13 protein-coding genes are annotated in these 21,179 nt (G+C 64.3%); 12 read left to right on the top strand and 1 reads right to left on the bottom strand.

Features of this window, described 5'->3' with window-relative positions; genetic code table 11:
• Positions 1–26: 26 nt before the first annotated feature.
• Entirely contained in the window at positions 27–5,711 is a 5,685-nt protein-coding gene (locus IVB47_RS03440) for a hypothetical protein (RefSeq protein ID WP_247459812.1), read from the top strand.
• A 147-nt stretch (positions 5,712–5,858) separates the two neighbouring features.
• Positions 5,859–8,090 (top strand): adenylate/guanylate cyclase domain-containing protein, encoded by a 2,232-nt coding sequence (locus IVB47_RS03435; protein ID WP_247459810.1) that lies wholly within the window; start codon positions 5,859–5,861, stop codon positions 8,088–8,090.
• A gap of 198 nt (positions 8,091–8,288) precedes the next feature.
• Here IVB47_RS03435 and IVB47_RS03430 read toward each other — a convergent pair whose 3' ends face one another.
• Positions 8,289–9,884: an ABC transporter substrate-binding protein gene (locus IVB47_RS03430; protein WP_247459808.1), complete on the bottom strand. Its 1,596-nt coding sequence runs from the start codon at positions 9,882–9,884 to the stop codon at positions 8,289–8,291.
• Positions 9,885–10,094: 210 nt separating this feature from the next.
• Between IVB47_RS03430 and IVB47_RS03425 the strand changes: the two genes are divergently transcribed.
• From IVB47_RS03425 to IVB47_RS03380, 10 genes are all read left to right on the top strand, one after another.
• On the top strand, positions 10,095–11,753 hold the full coding sequence (locus IVB47_RS03425; RefSeq protein WP_247459806.1) for an ABC transporter substrate-binding protein: 1,659 nt from the start codon (positions 10,095–10,097) through the stop codon (positions 11,751–11,753).
• A 195-nt stretch (positions 11,754–11,948) separates the two neighbouring features.
• Positions 11,949–12,902: an ABC transporter permease gene (locus IVB47_RS03420; protein WP_247459803.1), complete on the top strand. Its 954-nt coding sequence runs from the start codon at positions 11,949–11,951 to the stop codon at positions 12,900–12,902.
• Between the two features lie 2 nt (positions 12,903–12,904).
• Positions 12,905–13,807: an ABC transporter permease gene (locus IVB47_RS03415; protein ID WP_027570091.1), complete on the top strand. Its 903-nt coding sequence runs from the start codon at positions 12,905–12,907 to the stop codon at positions 13,805–13,807.
• Between the two features lie 2 nt (positions 13,808–13,809).
• Entirely contained in the window at positions 13,810–14,871 is a 1,062-nt protein-coding gene (locus IVB47_RS03410) for an ABC transporter ATP-binding protein (protein ID WP_027570092.1), read from the top strand.
• The gene (locus tag IVB47_RS03405) at positions 14,868–15,065 is read left to right on the top strand and encodes a hypothetical protein (RefSeq protein WP_247362904.1); all 198 of its coding nucleotides are present in this window, start codon (positions 14,868–14,870) and stop codon (positions 15,063–15,065) included. The genes IVB47_RS03410 and IVB47_RS03405 overlap by 4 nt, the downstream gene beginning before the upstream one ends.
• Positions 15,062–16,477, top strand: a complete 1,416-nt coding sequence (locus IVB47_RS03400; RefSeq protein WP_247459801.1) for an amidase — start codon at positions 15,062–15,064, stop codon at positions 16,475–16,477. Before IVB47_RS03405 ends, IVB47_RS03400 begins: the two co-directional genes overlap by 4 nt.
• Positions 16,474–17,451, top strand: a complete 978-nt coding sequence (locus IVB47_RS03395) for an ABC transporter ATP-binding protein (protein ID WP_027570095.1) — start codon at positions 16,474–16,476, stop codon at positions 17,449–17,451. Before IVB47_RS03400 ends, IVB47_RS03395 begins: the two co-directional genes overlap by 4 nt.
• Before the next feature lie 95 nt (positions 17,452–17,546).
• Positions 17,547–17,816, top strand: coding sequence for a GlsB/YeaQ/YmgE family stress response membrane protein (locus IVB47_RS03390; protein ID WP_247459799.1), 270 nt, complete (start codon positions 17,547–17,549; stop codon positions 17,814–17,816).
• 260 nt (positions 17,817–18,076) lie between these two features.
• The gene (locus IVB47_RS03385) at positions 18,077–19,822 is read left to right on the top strand and encodes a type I secretion system permease/ATPase (RefSeq protein WP_247459797.1); all 1,746 of its coding nucleotides are present in this window, start codon (positions 18,077–18,079) and stop codon (positions 19,820–19,822) included.
• Complete coding sequence (locus tag IVB47_RS03380) at positions 19,819–21,153, top strand: HlyD family type I secretion periplasmic adaptor subunit (RefSeq protein ID WP_247283315.1); 1,335 nt, start codon at positions 19,819–19,821, stop codon at positions 21,151–21,153. The genes IVB47_RS03385 and IVB47_RS03380 overlap by 4 nt, the downstream gene beginning before the upstream one ends.
• Positions 21,154–21,179: the final 26 nt, after the last annotated feature.

The raw sequence follows: 21,179 nt of genomic DNA, 5'->3' as shown, positions 1-21,179 counted from the left end.
CGATTGCGAATGCCGGCAACGTCACGGTGGACGCCAACGGCAAGCTGACGATCAATGGCGCCACGATCAGCGGCGGTACGATCGACGGTCTCGGCACGATCGATGTCACCGGCGCCAGCAAGCTCGATAAATCGGCGACGCTGAGCACCACCGCCGTAACGGTTGAGAGCGGCGTCATACTGACGCTGGACGACGTGACTATTGCTGGCACCGCAATCGCCAATCATGGCACGGTCAAGGTCGATGCGAGCAGCAAGCTGACGTTGAACGGAGTAAGCCTGACCGGCGGCGCACTCACCGTTTCGGGCACGCTGAATTCGACTGGCACAACTGCGATTACCAACGCCAACATCTCGAACAACTATCTGATCGAGGCCACCCTCGGCGCGTTGACGCTGCTGGCGACGACTTCCGCAAGCTCGATCGCGAATGGCGGCATCCTTCGGGCCAATGGCGCAGAGCTCGACATCAACGGCGAAGCCATCGCAAACACCGGCACGCTGGCAGCGATCAATCACGGGACACTGAAGCTGACCGGGATGACGGTGACCGATACCGGCAGCGGTCATGTCTCGGTCGAGTCCGGCTCGACACTCGATCTCCAGGGCGCGACCATCGACGGCGGCACGGTGACGATTGCCGGTACGCTGGAATCGACTGGTACGAGCGCGATCAACAACGCCGACATCACCAATACCGGCACGATCACGGTGACCAGCGGTACGCTGACGATCGATCCCGCCACGCTTCACGCCATCACCAATCACAATCTCATTCAGGCGAACGGCGGCGTGCTCGACGTTTCCGGTGAGGATATCGCCAACACCGCGGCTCTTCAGGCGGTCAACCACGGCACGCTGAAGCTGGCAAATCTCACCGTCAGCAACACCAGTGCCGGGACGATCACGGTCGACGGTACCTCGAAGCTCTATCTGACCGACGTCTCGATCAATGGCGGCAGCCTGAGCAATGCCGGCAATCTCTACGGCGTATCCGGCTCCAATACCGTTTCGGCGATGGTCACGAACACCGGCACCATCGAGGTGCAGGCCGGCACGCTCAACCTCGCCGGCGGCCTCAGCGGTGTCGGTTCGGTTATCATCGATAACGGCGCGACGCTCGAACTCGCGGGGGCGACGGCGCAGACCATTGCCTTCGCCGGTGGCGTCGACACGCTGCAACTCGACAAGGTGGCGGGCCAGAGCTTCACCGGCACCATTACCGGTCAGTCGACAAATGCCGGCACGTTCACGATCAAGGGCGCGGCCGATATCACGACATCGAGCGGCGATGCACTCGACTTCACCGCATCGGGCGGCACATCTGCAGCGCCCGCCGACATTATTCTCACGCCCACCGGTGCACTGACTGGCGCGGCCAATGGCGTCGCCGTCACCCAGAACGGTACCGGCGATATCTCGTTCACGGCGACCGGCGACATCAAGGGCCTCGCCGGCCACGGCATCTGGCTGCGCGACAGCGCGACCGACGCTGGCGATATCACTGTCAACAATCTCACCGGCAAGGCGACGGGCACCGGCGCGAATTCGGTCGGCGTTCTCGTCGAGAATTTGAACAGCGCCAGCGCCGGCGGCATTTCGATCACCCAGCTCGGCGGCGCTGTCGGCGGCGCATATGGCGTCGACGCGACCACGCAGGGCAACGGCGACATCGCCATTGACGCCGGCGGTACTATCACCGGCAGCTCCGTCTACGGTATCCGCGCGCGGAGCTATGGCAGTGGCAGCGAGACCGTCACGACCGAGGCCGGCAGCGCCGTCACGTCGGGCAGCTCCGCCATCATCGCGGTCAATCGGGCAAACTCGATCGACGCGTCGGACGGCAGCACCATCACCGTCACGACCTACGGCACGATCAATTCCGGCAGCAGCCTGAACCAGAGCGGCAACACGCCGGCGGGTATCCAGGCCGGCTACACCGGTGCCACGACCGGATCCAGCGCCAATACCAACGTCAACGGCACCGTCACCATCAGCAATCACGCCAACATCACCGCCGCGGCGGGCTATGGCATCGACGCCTACAATTACGGCAATGGCGACGTCAGGGTGACAAGCTTCGCCGGGACCACGATTTCGGTCTCCGGTACGCAAGGCGTCGGCATCAACGCCTCGGCATTGAGCGGCGGCACTGGCGACGTGACGGTCACGCTTGGCGAAAATGTTACGATCTCGGGTGCGACGAGCTACGGCATCAGGGCTTACAGCATCGATGCGGGCGACGTCAGCGTTACCATGGCGAACGGCGACAGCATCACGTCCGGCAGCACCGGCATCGTGGCGGTCAACTACGCCACTGCGATCGCTGGCGGCCTCGGCAGCACGATCTCCGTCGAGGCCCATGGCACGATCCACTCCGGCTCGACCTCGAACAACGACGGCACCACTCCCGGCGGGATCATCGCCGGCTACAAGCCCGGCGGGTCCGGCACGTTCTCGAATGCGGTCAAGGGCGACGTCACCGTCACGAGCGATGCAACGATTATCGCCGATGCGGGCTACGGCATCGAGGCGTTCACCTGGGGTGCCGGCAACCTCACGGTCACGACCGGCGCGGCATCCTCGATTACGGCCGCAGGTACCGCGATCGGCGCCTTCGATCACGGTGGCGGCGACGTCAGCGTGACCAATAACGGCTCCGCCAGCGGCGCGGTCGGTGTGTCTGCCATCGCCAATGGCAGCGGCGACGTCACCATCGTCAATCACGGTGCTATCACCAGCACGAGCCTCGCCGGCATCAGCGTGACGCAGAACGAAGTGGGCGCGACCGGCTCGACCCATATCACCAATACCGGATCGATCGTGGCCCCGAGCGCCCATGCGGCGATCTTCATCCAGGAGAACGCGACCGGCACCGCGCAGATCGACAATTCCGCCACCGGAACGATCGGACCAGCCGTCGCCTCGACCGTGACCGCCGCGACTTACGCCATCGTCGAGACCGGCGGCCACATCACGATCAACAATGCCGGCCACATCAACGGCAATATCTCGGTCGCCAGCGCGACCTTCAACAACGAGCTGGGCGGCACCTGGACGGTCGCCGGCAGCGGCATCTTCGGCAACGCGTCGTCGATCGTGAACCACGGCGCCATCGATCTGCATGGCGCGTCGATCTCCGGGTCCGGGCTGAGCGTCGAGAATTACGCGACCATCGACAGCTGGGGCACGGCGTCGATCACGGGCACCGTCGCCAATACCGGCAGCATCGAGGTCCACGCTGGGACCCTGACGCTGTTCGGCTCGCTGTCGGGCGCAGGCTCGGTCACCGTCGATGTCGGCGCGTGGCTGAAGCTCGATGGCACGGTCACGGCCACGCAAACGATCACGCTCGACGGCGACGGCGCCCATCTTCGGATCGATGCGTCGACCTTCGGCGGATCGATCGCGGCGTTGTCCGCGCACGATACGATCGATCTGTCGAGTATTGTTTATGATGACGGCACGTCGGCGACCTATAACGCCGCGGCCGGCGAGCTCGTGGTGAGCGACGCCCACAACCATACGATTACGCTGAAACTCGCCGCCGGCGTCGACTATAGCAACTATCATTTCGCCGGCAGCGACGACGGCCATGGCGGCACGCTGATCACGATCAATTCGGATGATGACAAGCCAGTGTTCGATACGGCAACGGCAACGTTGACCGCGACCGTCCCCGAACGCGAGAACACCACCGGCTCTTCGGCACTCGACCCGACACCCACTGCCGCGACCGGCTCGATCGATTTCAAGGACGTCGATCTCACCGATCGGCCGACGGCGGAGATCACAGGTCGATCCGTGACCTGGCTCGATACCGACGGCACGACTCCGTTGACGCTGACGGGCCAGGAAGCCGCGCTCGAACACGCCCTGACCCTTCTGCCGCAGACCGGCAAGAATAACGGCACGGCCACCTGGAGCTATTCGATCGCCGACGGCGCGCTGGATTTCCTCGGCGAGAACCAGAGCGCCAAGGTAGTCTCCACAGTCACGCTTGATGACCACCAGGGCAAGACCGATACAGCCGAGGTCACGGTCACGATCATTGGCAAGAACGATGCGCCTGCGATCACGGCGGAAACGAACGACCATTCCGGCGCGGACCTGCTCGAGACGAATACGCAACTGGTGAAGCATGGTACGCTGACGGTTTCCGATCTCGACACCACCGATCACGTCACGGTCGCGGTCGATCATCTCGATATCTATTTGGACGATGTGCTCCAGACCGGCTATGTCGGCGAGCCCTCGAGCGCGACGCTGCTCAACTATCTCGCCGTGCAGCCCGGGGACATTCTCAACGGCTCCGCCACCCACGCCGCGTTTACATGGGACTTCAATTCAGGCAGCGAGGCCTTCGACTTCCTTGCCGACGGCCACACGCTGTCGCTGCAGTACACGATCGTGCCCGACGACAGCCACACGCCAACCGGCATCGGCAACGGCGTCCTCACTTTCAACATCGCCGGCAGCAACGATGCACCGACTCTGGGTGACGCGACGCTGGCCTCGGTCAGTGGAGATAACAGAGATCCGGCTGGCTCCGCAGTCGGCGATCTCTTTGCCGGCAAGTTCCACGACGCTGACGACGGCGCGAGCTTCCAGGCCGTCGCGGTCAGCGCAGACAACGCCAATTCGGATCAGGGAGTCTGGCAGTACGAAATCGCCGGCTCCGACCAGTGGGTCGACATTGCCGGCGTCAGCGACACGAATGCGCTCGTGCTGAGCACCGATACGCTGGTCCGCTTTGTCCCGGCCACCGGCTTCAGCGGCACGCCGGATGCGTTGGGCGTGCATGCCCTCGACGACACCTATACCGGCGCAATCACCGATTCGTCGTCGCCCGCGACGATCGATCTCACGGCGACGGGCACTGGCGGCACGACGCCTGTCTCGCACGACCTCACCACTATCGCTACCGAAGTGACGGCGCCTCCAGACAATGGCCCGGTCATCAACACCGAGAGCTTCCAGGTCTGGCACAACAACGAGCTCAACACCGACTCCATCACCCGTCTCTCGGTCATCGATACCGATTCAGGTGCGGCGACGGATACATTCACCGTTACGCTGTCGACCGCGCATCCCGATGTCAGCAGCACCGATCTTTCCCCGACAACCGGCTCGCTCGACAATATCAACGCGGGTCTCGCGAACGGCGCCGGCATCACCTACGATCCGACCGGCGCCAGCACCGATGAATCCCCGCAGCCGCCCGCGACCGACCAGATCACGCTGACGGTTGCGGATTCCGCCGGCCGCTACGACACCGTCAACTTCATCTTCAACGAGGCTGGCGACACCAGCCAGGGCATCTCGCTGCAGGGCACCAGCGGCAAGGACGTCATCTTCGCGACTGACACCAACGACACGCTGACCGGCGGCGACGCCAAGGATCAGTTCGTGTTCGCGCCGGGTGCGATCGGGTATGACGATAACGGCCATCCCGTCACTGATTTCTCGCACAGCATCACCGATTTTACCGAGGGTCTCGACAAGATCGACCTGCGGCAGTTCTCGGATATCAGCTCCATCGGCAGCCTCACGATTGCCCAGCAGCAGGGCACCGACGACACGCTGGTCACCTGGCAGCAGCAGGTAAACGCTCTGGAGGGGGCGCCGATCACCGAGCACGAGTCGCTGCTGCTGACGAACGTGATTGCCGCCAACCTCAAGGGCAGCGATTTCATCTTCCATATCACCTGATCTCGGCCGGGGCTCGCCTGCGGCCCGCGCCCGGCTTGACCGCGGCAAAAAATCCATACTCCCCCGCATCCAGGGAATGGCCAATCGCGTTCCGGCGCTGCATGATCAGTGCGCACGGCGTGATGCAAGGCAGGAAGTCCTACTGAAATGAAACGTCTCAAGATCCTGCGGCGGTGGTTTGCGCGGAAGTTGGGATTTGCGCGGCTGATGTGCCTTGCGCTGCTCGTCGTGTTTGCCGGCGCTCGCCTCTGGGATCCGCCGCCGATCCAGGAACTGCGGCTGCGCACCTTCGACATGTTTCAGTTGATCGATCCGCGCCACAAGGCGGCGCGGCCGGTCACGATCGTCGACATCGACGACAAGAGCCTCGCCACGCTCGGCCAATGGCCGTGGCCGCGGACACGGATCGCCGACCTGATCCAGAACCTCACCAATAACGGTGCGGTGGCAATCGGCTTCGACGTGGTGTTCTCGGAGGCTGATCGACTCAATCCGGATCTGGTCGCGAGCCAGATGCGGTACCTGGACGACGCCACCCGCGCCAAGCTGCGCGAGCTGCCGAGCAACGACCAGATCCTCGCCGACGCGATCAAGCGCTCGCGCGTGATCCTGGGCGAGACTGGGCAGCGGGCGATTTCGTCCGAGGTCGACAAGTCGCTGCCCTTCACCGGCGTCGCGACGGTCGGCGAGGACGGCGCTGAGCGCTTCCTGTTCGAATTTCCCGGGCTGTTGCGCAACGTGCCCGAGATCGAGAAGGTCGCGGCCGGCCGCGGCCTGTTCTCGATCAAGACCGAGCGCGACGGCCTGATCCGACGCGTGCCGATGATCATGCGCGCCCAGGGCATGGTCATGCCCTCGCTGAGCCTCGAGATTTTGCGCGTCGTCACGGGCACGCCGACCTTGCTGGTTCGGAGCGACAAGACCGGCGTGCGGGCCGTGCGTCTCAAGGGCGTGGAGATCCCAACCGACAGGAACGGTCAGCTGTGGGTGCATTATGCGCGCCAGGATCCCTCGATCTACGTCTCGGCTGCCGACGTGCTCGACAATACCGTGCCGCCGAACAAGATTGCCGGCAAGCTGGTGCTGATCGGCACCTCCGCGGTTGGGCTCAATGACATCAAGACCACGCCGGTGTCCTCGACCATGCCGGGCGTCGAGATCCATGCGCAGGTGCTGGAGAGCGTGCTGAGCGGCGCGGTAATATCCCAGCCGAACTACGCGCTCGGCGTCGAGCTGCTCGCCGCGCTCATCATCGGCTTGCTCGTCATCATCTTCACGCCGAACCTCGGACCGGTCCGCCTCGTGCTTGCCGGCGCGACCTTCGCCGCGATCCTGATCGGAGTGTCTTGGTTCTTTTACGTGCAATACCGCTATCTGATCGATTTCACCTATCCGCTGCTCTCGACCACGGCGATCTATCTGACGCTGATCTTCGCGAGCTTCGTGCGCGAGCAGCGGCAGCGCGTGCAGATCCGCGGCATGTTCGCGCAATACATGTCGCCGGTGCTGGTCGAGCAGCTCGCGCAGTCACCGGAAAAGCTCGTCCTCGGCGGCGAGGAGCGCGAGATGACGATCATGTTCTCCGACGTGCGCGGCTTCACCACCATATCGGAAACCTACAAGCACGATCCGCAGGGCCTGATCGCGCTGATGAACCGTTTCCTGACCCCGCTGACCGACGTGATCATCGATCAGAAGGGCTATATCGACAAATATATGGGCGACGCCATCATGGCGTTCTGGAACGCGCCGCTTGACGATGCCGAGCACGAGGTCAACGCCTGTGAGGCCGCGATCCAGATGTTGGAGAGGATCGACGCGGTGAACAAGGACCGCGAGCAGGAAGCCGTCGATGGCGGCCACGTCTACATCCCGCTCAATGTCGGTATCGGTCTCAACACCGGCATCGGCGTGGTCGGCAACATGGGCTCCGACCTGAAGAAGAACTATTCGGTGCTCGGCGACAGCGTCAACCTGGCGTCGCGCCTGGAAGGCCAGTCGAAGGAGTACGGCTTTCCGATCATCGTTGGCTCGCGCACCGCGCTCGCCGCCAAGGACAAGTTCGCGATTCTCGAGCTCGACTTCATCATGGTCAAGGGCAAGACCGAGCCGGAAGTGATCTACGCGATCGCCGGCCGCGCGGACGTGATGCTTTCGGGCGCCTTCCAGCGCCTGCGCAACGTCACCATCGAAATGCTCGCCTGCTATCGCAGCCGCGACTGGCAGGGCGCACTGGATGCGATCGAGCGCGGCCGCAGGAGCGAGGATGCCGACACTCTGGAAAAGCTGTTCAAGCTCTACGAAGTGCGCATCAAGGAATTCCAGATCAACCCGCCGCCGGAGGGCTGGACCGGGGCGTATGCGCTGCTGACGAAGTAGGGGGCAGATGTGCGGTTTGAAGCTAACCACACACTCGCTGTCGTCCTGGCGACGCCAGAACCCATTACCCCAGGGAGAAGTTGTTGCGGCGAGCGGCCAACCACCAATCTTCGCCAAACGAAATTCTGTGTTATGGGTCCTGGCTTTCGCCAGGACGACGGTGTGTTTGCGGAAGCTGAGTGCCGCCGGCCTTGAGCCTCACTCCGCCCCGATCGTCGTGAGGTCCTGGAACCAGTGCTGCGCCTGCACGAATTGCTTGACCTTGGGCGACAGCGCATGCGGGTTGGTGTCGTGCACCACCCACACCAGCGTGGCGTCGTCGACGATCAGCGCGTGCGCCTGCGCCAGCAGCTCGTCCTGCTTGGTGCTGTCGAAGGTCTGCTTGGCCTCGTCGATCAGCGCGTCGACCTTCGGATTCTTGTAGCCACCCCAGTTGACGCCGACCGGCGCGATCTGGCTCGAATGAAAGAAGCGGACGATGGCGTAGAGCGGATCGGAGGTGACATAGGCGATGTTGTTGGCGGTGATGCCGGCGTTCATCTCGTCGGCCGCGCCCTTGCGCCAGTGCGTGTATAACGTCTCGAGCTCGACCACCTTGAAATCGATGTCGATGCCGATCTCCTTGAAGCTCTGCTGCAAAAATTCGTTCATCGGCAGCGACAGCATCTGGCCGGTGCCGCCCTGTGCGATGATGAAGGTGGCCTTCAGCGGCTTCGCCTTGGAGTAGCCGGCTTCCTCGACCAGCTTCTTCGCCGCGGCGACATCGTATTTCAGCTCGAAGCTCGGCTTGCCGAACCAGGGGCTCGACGGATCGACCTGTCCCTTGGCGGGTTTTGCGAGGCCGTTCATCAGGCCCACCACGGCTTCACGATCGATCGCGAGGTTCAGCGCCTTGCGCAGGCGGATGTCGGTCCAGGGCGAACCCGGCAGCACGCTCAGATGATAATTCCAGACATGCGGCGTGACGTTGTCGACGAGCTTCATGCCGGCAGCCTTGAGCTGCGGCACGGCATCCGGCGCCGGCGTCTCGATCAGATCGACTTGTCCGGCCAGCAGCGCATTGGTCCGCGTCAGCGCTTCCGGCATCGGCACCAGCACGAGCTTGTCGACCTTGGGAATGCGCCTCTTGTTCCAATAATCCGGATTCTTGGTAAGCTCGGCGAGCTCGCGCGGCACCAGTTTTGTCAATTTGAACGGGCCCGTTCCCGAAGGCTGGCTCGCGAACTTGTCCCAATCCTTGCCGAGCTTTTCGTATTGCGTCGGGCTCGACACCAGGAACCACAGCATCTGATAGGGAAAGAAGGAATCGACCGTCTTGGTGGTGATCTCCACCGTGGAGTCGTCGATCTTGGCGTAGCTCGCGACCGAAGGCAGGCGGGTCTTGACCTGCGCGCTCTGACGCTTGTCGAATTGCGGCGCCTTGTCGTTGAGCACCTTGTCCAGATTCCAGATCACGGCATCGGCGTCGAACTCGCTGCCGTCGTGAAACTTCACGCCCTTGCGCAAGGTGAAGCGCCATTTGGTCTTGTTCTCGTCATCGACTTTCCACTCGGTGGCCAGTCCCGGCACCAGCTTTCCCGGGCGGTCGGCGACGTCCATCTCCCACGCCACGAGCGGATCGTAGATGGTGTAGGCCGTGAACTGATAGGCGCCGGCGCCGCGATCGGGCTGACCGGTCGTCAGCGGGATGTCCGCCATCGAGATGCCGTAGCGCAGCACCGTCTCGGCGCCCGCGGGAATCGCGGACAACGCCAGTGCAAGCACGGCGAAACAGGTCGATAGTCGGATACGCATGGGCCATAGCTCCAGGGAAGGCTTCAAGGACAATCGGAGCCAAACCTGCAATCTTGATGCCAGAATAGGCAGCAAGGTGCTTTCACCGAGGCGTCATCACAAGGACTTGTCGTCGCAGGGGCAATTTGCAGAATAAGTTTCCCCATTGGCATAGGCATTGCATACGATTGCATCAAAATTAGTCATCGAAGCCGGAAAAGGATTGAGTCAATGCTTATCAATAAGAACAAGACCCGCGCGGCGCTGATCGCGTTGCTGGCGCTCAGTAGCGCGGCTGCGTGGCCGCGCTCCGCAAGTGCCGAAACCGTGTTGCGCATCGCCATGACGGCTGCCGATATTCCGCGCACGCTGGGCCAGCCCGATCAGGGTTTTGAAGGCAACCGCTTCACCGGCCTCACCATGTATGACGCGCTCACCGGCTGGGACCTGTCCTCGGCCGACAAGGCGAGCGTGGTGATCCCCGGCCTTGCCACCGAGTGGAAGGTCGACGATGCCGACAAGACCAAATGGACTTTCAAGCTGCGGCCGGGCGTCACCTTCCATGACGGCTCGCCGTTCAATGCAGACGCCGTGGTGTGGAATGTCGAGAAAGTGCTGAAGCAGGACGCGCCGCAATTCGACGCCAGCCAGGTCGGCGTCACGGCCTCGCGCATGCCGACGCTGGCATCCGCGAAGAAGGTCGACGACATGACGGTCGAGCTCACCACCAAGGAGCCCGACAGCTTTTTGCCGATCAACCTCACCAACCTCTTCATGGCGAGCCCGGCGAAGTGGCAGCATTTCTACGACAAGGCGGAGGGCGCCGACGCCAAGGCGAAGTCGCAGGCGGCTTGGACCGCGTTCGCCAAGGACGTCGCGGGCACCGGCCCGTGGAAGATGGCCGCGTTCACGCCGCGTGAGCGGCTCGAACTGGTCAAGAATGCGGGCTACTGGAACAAGGACCGCGTGCCAAAAGTCGACAAGATGGTGCTCTTGCCGATGCCGGAAGCGAATGCGCGCACTGCGGCGCTGCTTTCCGGGCAGGTCGATTGGGTCGAGGCGCCGGCGCCGGACGCTTTGCCCGAATTGAAGCAGCGCGGCTTCAAGCTCTACGCCAACGAGCAGCCACACGTCTGGCCGTGGCAGTTCTCGCGCGTCGAGGGCTCGCCTTGGAACGATATCCGCGTGCGCAAGGCCGCGAACCTCTGCGTCGATCGCGAAGGGCTCAAGGACGGCTTGCTCGCGGGGTTGATGGTGCCCGCGACCGGCACCTTCGAGGCCGGCCATCCCTGGCGCGGCAAGCCGACCTTCGAGATCAAGTACGACAAGGTGGCTGCGCAGAAGCTGATGCAGGAGGCAGGCTTCGGCCCGAACAAGAAGCTGACGGTGAAGACCCAGACCTCGGCGTCCGGCTCGGGCCAGATGCAGCCGCTGCCGATGAACGAATATCTCCAGCAGGCGCTGGCCGAATGCTATTTCGACGTGCAGCTGGACGTGATCGAGTGGAATACGCTGTTCACCAATTGGCGCCGCGGCGCCAAGGATCCCAGCGCCAACGGCTCGAACGCGACCAACGTCACCTACGCGGCGATGGATCCGTTCTTCGCGCTGGTGCGCTTTCTGCAATCGGGCATGGCGCCGCCGGTCTCGAACAATTGGGGCTTCATCAACAATCCCAAATTCGACGAGCTGGTGAAGAAGGCGCGGCAGACTTTCGATCCCGCCGCGCGTGACGCCGCGCTCGCCGAACTGCACGCGGCCTCCGTCGACGACGCAGCCTTCCTCTACGTCGCCCACGACGTTGGCCCGCGCGCCATCAGCCCGAAGGTGACAGGCGTCGTGCAGCCGAAGAGCTGGTTCATCGACTTCTCGCTGGTGTCGTTGCAGTAGTTCGCTCGGCTTGCTCAGTGCACCCTCTTCCCTTGCGGGAGAGGGTGGCTTCGCGGATAGCGAAGCCGGGTGAGGAGTCTCTTTCCGCGAATGCGGACCTCTCAACCGACGCAGTATCATCCGCGGAAACAACCCCTCATCCGGCGCTTGGCGTCACCTTCTCCCACAAGGGGAGAAGGGAAGAAAAGAAACAACGTGCTCGCCTATATCGCCAGACGCATCGTCTACGTCGTCCCGATCGTCATCAGCGTCGCGCTGGTGTGTTTTCTGCTCGTGCACATCACGCCGGGCGATCCGCTCGTCGCGGTGCTCCCCGCAGACGCTTCGCAGGAGCTCGCCGCGCAGCTCCGCACCGCCTATGGTTTCGACCGCCCGCTGCCGGTGCAGTTCGGGCTTTGGCTGCTCCGCGCGCTTCATGGCGATCTCGGCAATTCCATCGCCACGGGCCGCCCGGTGCTCGCCGAGGTCATGCGCGCGGTCAGCAACACCGTCACGCTGGCGATCGCGGCGGCGATCATCGGCTTCACCATGGGCATCCTGCTCGGACTGGTCGCCGGCTATTTCCGCGAGACCTGGATCGATAAGCTGGCGACGTCGTTTGCCATCGCCGGCGTTTCGGTGCCGCATTACTGGCTCGGCATGGTGCTCGTCATCATCTTCTCGGTTCAGCTGAACTGGCTGCCCGCCGTCGGCGCCGGACCCGGCGGCTCCGCCGCCTGGGCCTGGGACTGGGCGCATTTGCAATACCTCGTGCTGCCGGCGATCACGACCTCGGTGATCCCGATGGGCATCGTCACCCGCACGGTGCGCGCGCTGACCGGCGACATCCTCAGCCAGGATTTCGTCGAGGCGCTGCGTGCAAAAGGCCTGCATGAGCGCGGCGTGTTCCGCCACGTCATCAAGAACGCCGCGCCCACCGCGCTCGCGGTGATGGGACTTCAGCTCGGTTACATGCTCGGCGGCTCGATCCTGATCGAGACCGTGTTCTCCTGGCCGGGCTCGGGCTTCCTGCTCAATTCGGCGATCTTCCAGCGCGATCTGCCGCTGCTCCAGGGCACGATCCTGATCCTGGCGCTGTTCTTCGTCTTCCTCAATCTGCTGGTCGACATCGCGCAAGCCGCGATCGACCCGCGCATCAAGCGGGGCTAGCAATGAGCGAGCTTCCGTTGTCCGTCACCAGCGATGCGGCACTTCAGTCCGCGCCCGCGACCAAGGCGCGCGGCTATTGGGCGACCGTCGGCCGTCGTATCCGGCGCGACAAGGTCAGCATGGTTTGCGCGCTGGTGCTGCTGCTGATCTTCCTGTCCGCGATCGTTGCGCCGTGGCTCGGTCTGGAAGATCCGTACAAGGGCTCGATGATCCGCCGCCTGCGCCACATCGGCACATCAGGCTACCCGCTCGGCACCGACGAGCTCGGCCGCGACATGCTGGCGCGCCTGATCTATGGCGGCCGGCTGTCGCTTCTCATCGGCATTTTGCCTGTGATCCTCGCCTTCTGCATCGGCACCTCGCTCGGCCTCGTTGCCGGCTATGTCGGCGGCAAGCTCAACACCGCGATCATGCGCACGATCGACGTGTTCTACGCGTTTCCGTCCGTGCTGCTGGCGATCGCGATCTCGGGCGCGCTGGGCGCGGGCATCCTCAATTCCATCGTGTCGTTGACCGTCGTGTTCGTGCCACAGATCACCCGCGTCGCCGAAAGCGTCACCACCGGCGTGCGCAACATGGACTTCGTCGATGCCGCGCGCGCCTCGGGCGCGGGACCGTTCACCATCATGCGCGTTCATATCCTCGGCAATGTGCTCGGTTCGATCTTCGTCTACGCGACCAGCCTGATCTCGGTCTCGATGATCCTCGCGGCAGGCCTGTCCTTCCTTGGCCTCGGCACCAAACCGCCGGAGCCGGAATGGGGCCTGATGTTGAATACCTTGCGCACCGCGATCTATGTCAACCCTTGGGTCGCTGCACTCCCCGGCGCAATGATCTTCGCGGTCTCGATCTGCTTCAACCTGCTCTCGGACGGCTTGCGCAGTGCCATGGACATCAGGAACTAGCCATGAGCGAAATCAGCACGTCAGTCGTAATGCTGGAGCCGATCGAAGACCTCGGCGGCGTCGCCCAACCGCTGCTTCAGGTCAACGGCCTGACCAAGCATTTTCCGGTGCGAGGCGGCCTGTTCGCCGCAAAGCGCACCGTGCGTGCCGTCGACAATGTTTCCTTCTCCGTCGCCAAGGGCGAGACCGTCGGCATCGTCGGGGAGTCCGGTTGCGGCAAGTCGACCACCGCGCGGCTGCTGATGCATCTGATGCCGCGTGACACCGGCGATATCATTTATGATGGCATGAGCGTCGGGCAGTCGCTCTCCCTGCGAGAGCTGCGCCGCGGCATGCAGATGGTGTTCCAGGATTCCTACGCCTCGCTCAATCCGCGCCTGACCATCGAGGAATCGATCGCCTTCGGCCCCAAGGTGCACGGCATGGCCGACGGCGCCGCGCGCGCGCTGGCGCGCGAGCTGCTGGGCAAGGTGGGCCTGGTTCCTGCAAACTTTGCCAACCGCTACCCCCACGAGATTTCCGGCGGCCAGCGCCAGCGCGTCAACATCGCACGTGCGCTGGCGTTGTCGCCGCGGCTGGTGATTCTCGACGAAGCGGTTTCCGCGCTCGACAAATCGGTCGAGGCGCAAGTGCTCAATTTGCTTGCCGATCTCAAGAGCGAGTTCGGCCTGACCTATCTCTTCATCAGTCACGATCTCAACGTCGTGCGCTACATCAGCGATCGCGTGCTGGTGATGTATCTCGGCGAGGTCGTCGAGCTCGGCCCGGTCGACCAGGTCTGGGACCAGCCGGCGCATCCCTATACGCGCGCACTTCTTGCCGCGATGCCGTCCTCGGATCCGGATCGCCGCACCGAGACGCCGCCGATCACGGGCGATCCGCCCAATCCGATCGATCCGCCCTCGGGCTGCCGCTTCCACACCCGTTGCCCGTTTGCGGAGCCGCTCTGCGCAAATGCGACACCAAAACTCACCGCGCTCGATAGAATGGGCCACGAGGCCGCGTGCTACATGGCGATCCCGGGTTCAGGCCATAGCCGCGCGCCCAAGGAGGAAACCGTATGACGAGACCGACGACAAAAGAGATCAAGGCGACGGCACAGGTCGCCGGCGTTCCCGTCGACGACGAGATTGCGACGCGCATCTCCAATTCCATCGGACCGGCCTTCGAGGGCTTTGCGGCCATTGCCGGCACGCTGCCGTTCGATCTCGAGCCCGCGCTCTATCCGATCGCGCAGACTGCGAAGGTCTCGAAATGAGCACCGAGCCCGCATTGATGACGCTTACCGAGGTCGCGCGCGCGATTGCGATGAAGCAAGTGTCCTCACACGAGGTGACGCGCGCGCTGCTGCATCGTATCGCGCACTGGCAGCCGCATCTCAACGCCTTCATGTCGATCGAATCGGAGGCGGCGCTGAAGGCCGCCGATGCCGCCGACGCCGAACTCGCCAAGGGCGAAGTCCGCGGTCCGCTGCATGGCGTGCCGCTCGCGCACAAGGACATGTATTACGATGCCGGTCACGTCGCGACCTGCGGCTCGCTGATCCGCCGCGATTTCGTTCCGACCGTCACCTCCTCTGCCTTGCAGCGGCTGAAGGATGCCGGCCAGGTTCGCCTCGGCACGTTGCATCTCGCCGAATTCGCCTATGGCCCGACTGGCCATAACGCCCACTACGGCCCTGTTCGCAATCCCTGGAACGTCGCGCACATCACCGGCGGCTCGTCGTCAGGCTCGGGCTCGGCAGTCGCGGCGCGATTGACCTATGCCGCGCTCGGCTCCGACACCGGCGGCTCGATCCGCATGCCCGCGCATTTCTGCGGCGTCACGGGACTGAAGACCACCGTTGGCCGGGTCAGCCGCGCCGGCGCGATGCCGCTGTCGCAGTCGCTCGACACGGTCGGCCCGCTCGCCCGCACCGCCGAGGATTGCGCGCTGCTGCTGGCGCTGATGGCCGGCCCTGATCCTGAGGATTCGACCGCGAGCCATGAGCCGCTGTCTGACTATGTCGGCGCGACCAAGGGCTCGCTGAAGGGCCTCAAAGTCGGCGTCCCCTCGTCCTTCTATGTCGACGATCTCGACGGCGAGGTCGCGCGCGTGCTGGACGAAACCATCGCGGTGCTCAAGCGCGAGGGCACCGACATCGTCACGGTTGAGCTGCCCGACCAGCGGCAATTGTCCTCGGCAAGCCAGCTCGTGCTTGCAGCCGAAGCCGCCGCTTTCCACAAGCGCTGGATGATCGAGCGGCCGCAGGATTATGGTCCGCAGGTGTTGATGCGGCTTCAGAACGGGCTTGCGGTCCCCGCCATCACCTATCTCGAGGCGATGCGCTGGCGCGGACCGGCGCTCGCTGCGCACAACGCTGCGACATCAGGTGTCGATGCGATCATCGCGCCCGCGTCCCCGGTGCCGGCGCCGACCATCGAGGAGAGCGACGTCGGCGGCGGGCCGAACGCGCCGGCGCTGTTGCAGCGGCTGACGCTGTTCACCCGTCCGGTGAATTACCTCGGCCTGCCGTCGCTCACGGTGCCCTCGGGCTTCACCAAAAGCGGTCTTCCGATCGGCATGCAATTGATCGGCCGCTCGTTCGATGAAGCGACGCTGCTCACCATCGGCGCCGCATTCCAGCGCGCCACCGACTATCACGACAGGCTACCGAAACTTCCATCATGACAAAGCTCGTCGAGATCTCAGGCCTCAATATCCGCTTCACCGGTGAGCGCACGGTCTATGCCGTGAACGATCTCAGTCTCTCGCTCGGCGACGGCGAGGTGCTGGGCCTGCTCGGAGAGTCCGGTTCGGGCAAGAGCGTGACCTTGCGTGCACTGATGCGGCTGTTGCCGAAGAAGCGCACGCAGATCACGGGCAAGGTCAACGTGATGGGCCGCGACGTGCTCGCCATGAACGACGAGCAGCTGTCGTCGTTCCGCGGCCAGACCGTGTCGATGATCTTTCAGGAGCCGGCGCTCGCGCTCGACCCGGTCTACACCATCGGCGCGCAGATCGCCGAAAGCGTGGTGCGCCATGAGGGCAAGTCTTACGCGGAGGGCAGGGCGCGCGCACTCGAAATGCTCGAGGTCGTGCGCATTCCCTCGGCCAAGCGGCGGTTGGATGCCTATCCGCATGAAATGTCCGGCGGCATGCGTCAGCGCGCGATGATCGCGCTGGCGCTCGCGTGTCGTCCCAAGATATTGCTCGCGGATGAGCCGACCACCGCGCTGGATGCCACCGTGCAGATCCAGATCCTGCTGCTGTTGCGCGAATTGCAGCGCGAGTTCGGCATGTCCGTCATCTTCGTGACCCATGACATCGGGGTCGCCATCGAGATCTGCGATCGGGTCGCGGTGATGTATGCCGGCCAGATCGTGGAGCAGGGCACGCTTCGCGACATCGTCCGCTCGCCGGTGCATCCCTACGCCAAGGGTCTGCTCGCCTCGACCGTCCACGGGGCCAAGCGGGGACAGCGGCTCGAGACCATCCCCGGCACCCCGCCGTCGCTCGGCGAGAGGCCGCACAACTGCTCCTTTGCGCCCCGCTGCGCCGTAGCCCAGCCGCGCTGCCTGGAACAACTGCCAGGGACTGTGGAGGTCGGCCCGGGCCGGGCGGCACGGTGCGTGCTGGCGGAGCCGGTCACCGCACTGTCCTGACATTTGACCGCGACCGGGAAGTGGGGAACAGCATTCACACCTCGTTCATCCCGGTTCCGCTTCCATGGAACCGTTCACGGAGAGGGACCTCACTTATGTACATTTCCAATGAAGGCCTGCTTGTCATCCTGTTCGTCGGCCTGGTGGCGGGTTGGCTGGCCGGCAAGGTGGTGCGCGGAACCGGATTCGGCATGATCGGCGATATCGTGGTCGGCATCGCCGGCGCACTGGTGGCAAGCTTCCTGTTTCCGAAGCTTGGCATTCACATCGGCACCGGACTGATATCGGAGATCATCTATTCCGCGATCGGCGCGGTCATCCTGCTGCTGGTGGTGCGGTTGGTCCGCGGCGGTGGCCGGTTCTAATGGCGCCCGAGTTCAATTGATCGAACTTTTGACCTCTCCCCGCCCGGGGAGAGGTGACATGTCTGCAAGAAAAAGCCGCAAGATCGTGAGATTCCGGACTTGCGTGCAGGGCCGGTCGGGGGTGATGTGGGCCATAGGGGTCCCGGGTGTTCGACTGCGTTGGGCGATGAGCGCAAACGCGATGTTAATCCGGGTCAATTACTCCTGAATTTGCCTTTGAAATCAGGGACTTTGGCCCCTACCCGAAAGAGATCAGACTGATGGCAGCCGTTCCCGGCGTCCGCCGCTCAGAGCTCGGTGATGCGCTGCGCGCCTGTCGCACGGCGTTTGTCGGCGTCGGCTTGATGAGCTGCATGATCAACCTGCTCTATCTGACCGGGTCGATCTTCATGCTGGAGGTCTACGACCGGGTGCTGCCGAGCCGCAGCATTCCGACCCTGGTCGGCCTGATCGTCCTCGCCAGTTTCCTCTACATGGCGCAGGGCGCGCTGGACATGATCCGTAACCGGATCCTGGGCCGGGTCGGCACCGCGCTGGACGAAGCCCTGAACAAGCGGGTGTTCGACACCATCGTGCGCCTGCCGCTGCTGGTCGGCAGCCGCAACGAGGGGCTTCAGCCGCTGCGCGATCTCGACAATGTCCGCTCCTTCCTCGGGGGCATGGGACCGAGCGCGTTCTTCGACCTGCCCTGGCTGCCGCTCTATCTCGCCATCTGCTTCGCCTTCCACGTCATGATCGGCGTCACCGCGCTGGTCGGCGCCGTCATCCTGGTCGGGTTGACGCTGGTCACCGAGTTCATGTCGCGCCAGCCGGCGAAGGACGCGATGGGCCTTGCCGCCCAGCGCAACGATCTCGCCCAGGCCAGCCGCCGCAATGCCGAAGTCATGGTGTCGATGGGTATGGCCGGCCGGATGAACGCGCGCTGGAGCGAGGCCAACGAAAAATATCTCGACGGCAACCAGCGTGCGAGCGACGTCGCCGGCGGTCTCGGCGCGGTCGCAAAAGTGCTGCGCATGATGCTGCAATCGGCCGTGCTCGCCGTCGGCGCCTATCTCGTCATCCATCAGGAGGCGACCGCCGGCATCATCATCGCCGGCTCGATCCTCTCGGCCCGTGCGCTCGCGCCGGTCGACCTCGCGATCGCGCACTGGAAATCCTTTGTCGCGGCACGCCAGAGCTGGCACCGCCTGACCCGACTTCTCGAGCAGATGCCGGCGCAGACGATGCCGACCCAGCTGCAGGCGCCGACCAGCCGCCTCTCGGTCGAAGGCATCGCCATGGTGCCGCCGGGCGACCAGCGCCTCATCGTGCAGGACGTCACCTTTGCGCTCGAAGCCGGCAACGGCCTCGGCGTGATCGGACCGAGCGGCTCCGGCAAGTCGTCGCTGATCCGCGCGCTGGTCGGCGTCTGGCAACCGGTCCGCGGCAAGGTGCGGCTCGACGGCGCGGCGCTCGACCAATGGTCGTCGGACATGCTTGGCCGCCATATCGGCTATCTGCCGCAGGACGTCGAATTGTTCGGCGGCACCATCGCGCAGAACATCAGCCGCTTCGATCCCGAGGCCACGTCTGACGGCATCATCGCCGCCGCCAAGGAAGCCGGCGTGCACGAGATGATCATCAAGATGCGCGAGGGCTACAACACCCAGGTCGGCGAGCAGGGCACGGCGCTCTCCGCGGGCCAGGCGCAGCGCGTGGCACTGGCGCGCGCGCTCTATGGCAACCCGTTCCTGATCGTGCTCGACGAGCCCAATTCCAATCTCGATACCGAAGGCGACGAAGCGCTGACCCGCGCCATCCGCGCGGCGCGCGAGCGCGGCGCCATCGTCGTCGTGGTGGCACATCGCCCGATCGGCGTGGAAGCGGTCGATCAGATCCTGGTGCTGCGCGACGGCCGCATGCAGGCCTTCGGGCCGAAGGAGCAGGTGCTCGCCCAGGTGCTCCAGCCGCGTGTGACGCCGCCGGCGCCGATCAAGATCGTCAGCGAAGGCGGAGCCAAGGCATGAGCACGATGGCGCTCGGCGGGGCGAAGCCCGCCGCGAAGCGGACCGTACGGCAGTCGATCCGGTTTCACCTGATGCTCGGGCTTGGGATCGTGCTGGTGCTCCTGGTCGGGCTCGGCGGCTGGGGATCGACCGTGCAGATCTCGGGCGCGCTGATCGCGCCCGGCCAGATCGTGGTCGAATCCAACGTCAAGAAGGTGCAGCATCCGACCGGCGGCGTGGTCGGCGAGCTGCGCGCTCGCGATGGCGACGTGGTCAAGGCCGGTGACATCGTGGTGCGGCTGGACGACACCGTCACCAAGGCCAACCTCGCCATCGTCACCAAGAATCTCGACGCGGCGCAGGCGCGTGCCGCGCGGCTCCAGGCCGAGCAGCGCGGGATCGACAGGATCGACTACCCGCAAGCGCTGCTCGATCGCGGCAACGATCCCGACGTCAAGGCGCTGCTCTCCGCCGAAACCAAGCTGTTCGACGTTCGCGTCAACGGACGCGCCGGCCAGAAGGCGCAGCTGCGCGAGCGCATCCAGCAGCTCAACGAGGAGATCGAGGGCCTCTCCGCGCAGGAGCGGGCCAAGGACAGGGAAATCTCGCTGGTGCAGCAGGAGCTCGTCGGTGTCCGCGATCTCTATGACAAGCACCTGGTGCAGATCTCCCGCCTGACCACGCTCGAACGCGACAGCGCCCGCCTCAACGGCGAGCGCGCGCAGTACATCGCCTCGCGCGCGCAGGCCAAAGGCAAGATCACCGAGACCGAGCTCCAGATCATCCAGGTCGACAAGGACATGGTCAGCGAGGTCTCCAAGGATCTGCGCGAGACCAACGACAAGATCGGCGAAATGATCGAGCGCAAGGTCGCCGCCGAGGACCAGCTTCGCCGCGTCGACATCCGCGCGCCGCAGGACGGCATGGTGCTGCAATCGACCGTGCATACGGTTGGTGGCGTCATCACCGCCGGCGACGCCCTCATGCTGATCGTGCCGCAGGCCGACGATCTCCAGGTCGAGGCCAAGGTCAATCCGGTCGATATCGACAAGCTCCAGATCGGCCAGAAGACGCTGCTGCGCCTCTCCGCCTTCAACCAGCGCACTACGCCCGAGCTCAACGGCGTCGTCAGCCGCGTCTCGCCCGACGTCACCACCGATCAGCGCACCGGCCAGAGCTACTACACCATCCGCGTCTCGCTGTCCGCGGAAGAGGTCGCCAAGCTCGGTGACTCCAGGCTGATCCCCGGCATGCCGGCGGAAGCCTTCGTCCAGACCGGCGACCGCACCATGCTGTCCTATCTGATGAAGCCGCTGCACGACCAGTTCATGCGCGCGTTCCGGGAGAAGTGACGCGCGAAGGCGCGTCATCGCCTCCT

The sequence above is a fragment of the Bradyrhizobium sp. 62 genome, from assembly GCF_023073035.1.
Taxonomy (GTDB): Bacteria; Pseudomonadota; Alphaproteobacteria; order Rhizobiales; family Xanthobacteraceae; genus Bradyrhizobium.
This window is presented reverse-complemented; position numbering and strand designations above follow the sequence as displayed.

Excerpts from the sequence above, each read along its gene's own strand:
- IVB47_RS03435 (WP_247459810.1), top strand. The coding sequence starts at position 5,859 with ATGAAACGTCTCAAGATCCTGCGGCGGTGGTTTGCGCGGAAGTTGGGA.
- IVB47_RS03380 (WP_247283315.1), top strand. The coding sequence starts at position 19,819 with ATGAGCACGATGGCGCTCGGCGGGGCGAAGCCCGCCGCGAAGCGGACC.
- IVB47_RS03430 (WP_247459808.1), bottom strand. The coding sequence starts at position 9,884 with ATGCGTATCCGACTATCGACCTGTTTCGCCGTGCTTGCACTGGCGTTG.
- IVB47_RS03385 (WP_247459797.1), top strand. The coding sequence starts at position 18,077 with ATGGCAGCCGTTCCCGGCGTCCGCCGCTCAGAGCTCGGTGATGCGCTG.
- IVB47_RS03415 (WP_027570091.1), top strand. The coding sequence starts at position 12,905 with ATGAGCGAGCTTCCGTTGTCCGTCACCAGCGATGCGGCACTTCAGTCC.
- IVB47_RS03390 (WP_247459799.1), top strand. The coding sequence starts at position 17,547 with ATGTACATTTCCAATGAAGGCCTGCTTGTCATCCTGTTCGTCGGCCTG.
- IVB47_RS03425 (WP_247459806.1), top strand. The coding sequence starts at position 10,095 with ATGCTTATCAATAAGAACAAGACCCGCGCGGCGCTGATCGCGTTGCTG.
- IVB47_RS03400 (WP_247459801.1), top strand. The coding sequence starts at position 15,062 with ATGAGCACCGAGCCCGCATTGATGACGCTTACCGAGGTCGCGCGCGCG.
- IVB47_RS03410 (WP_027570092.1), top strand. The coding sequence starts at position 13,810 with ATGAGCGAAATCAGCACGTCAGTCGTAATGCTGGAGCCGATCGAAGAC.
- IVB47_RS03395 (WP_027570095.1), top strand. The coding sequence starts at position 16,474 with ATGACAAAGCTCGTCGAGATCTCAGGCCTCAATATCCGCTTCACCGGT.
- IVB47_RS03405 (WP_247362904.1), top strand. The coding sequence starts at position 14,868 with ATGACGAGACCGACGACAAAAGAGATCAAGGCGACGGCACAGGTCGCC.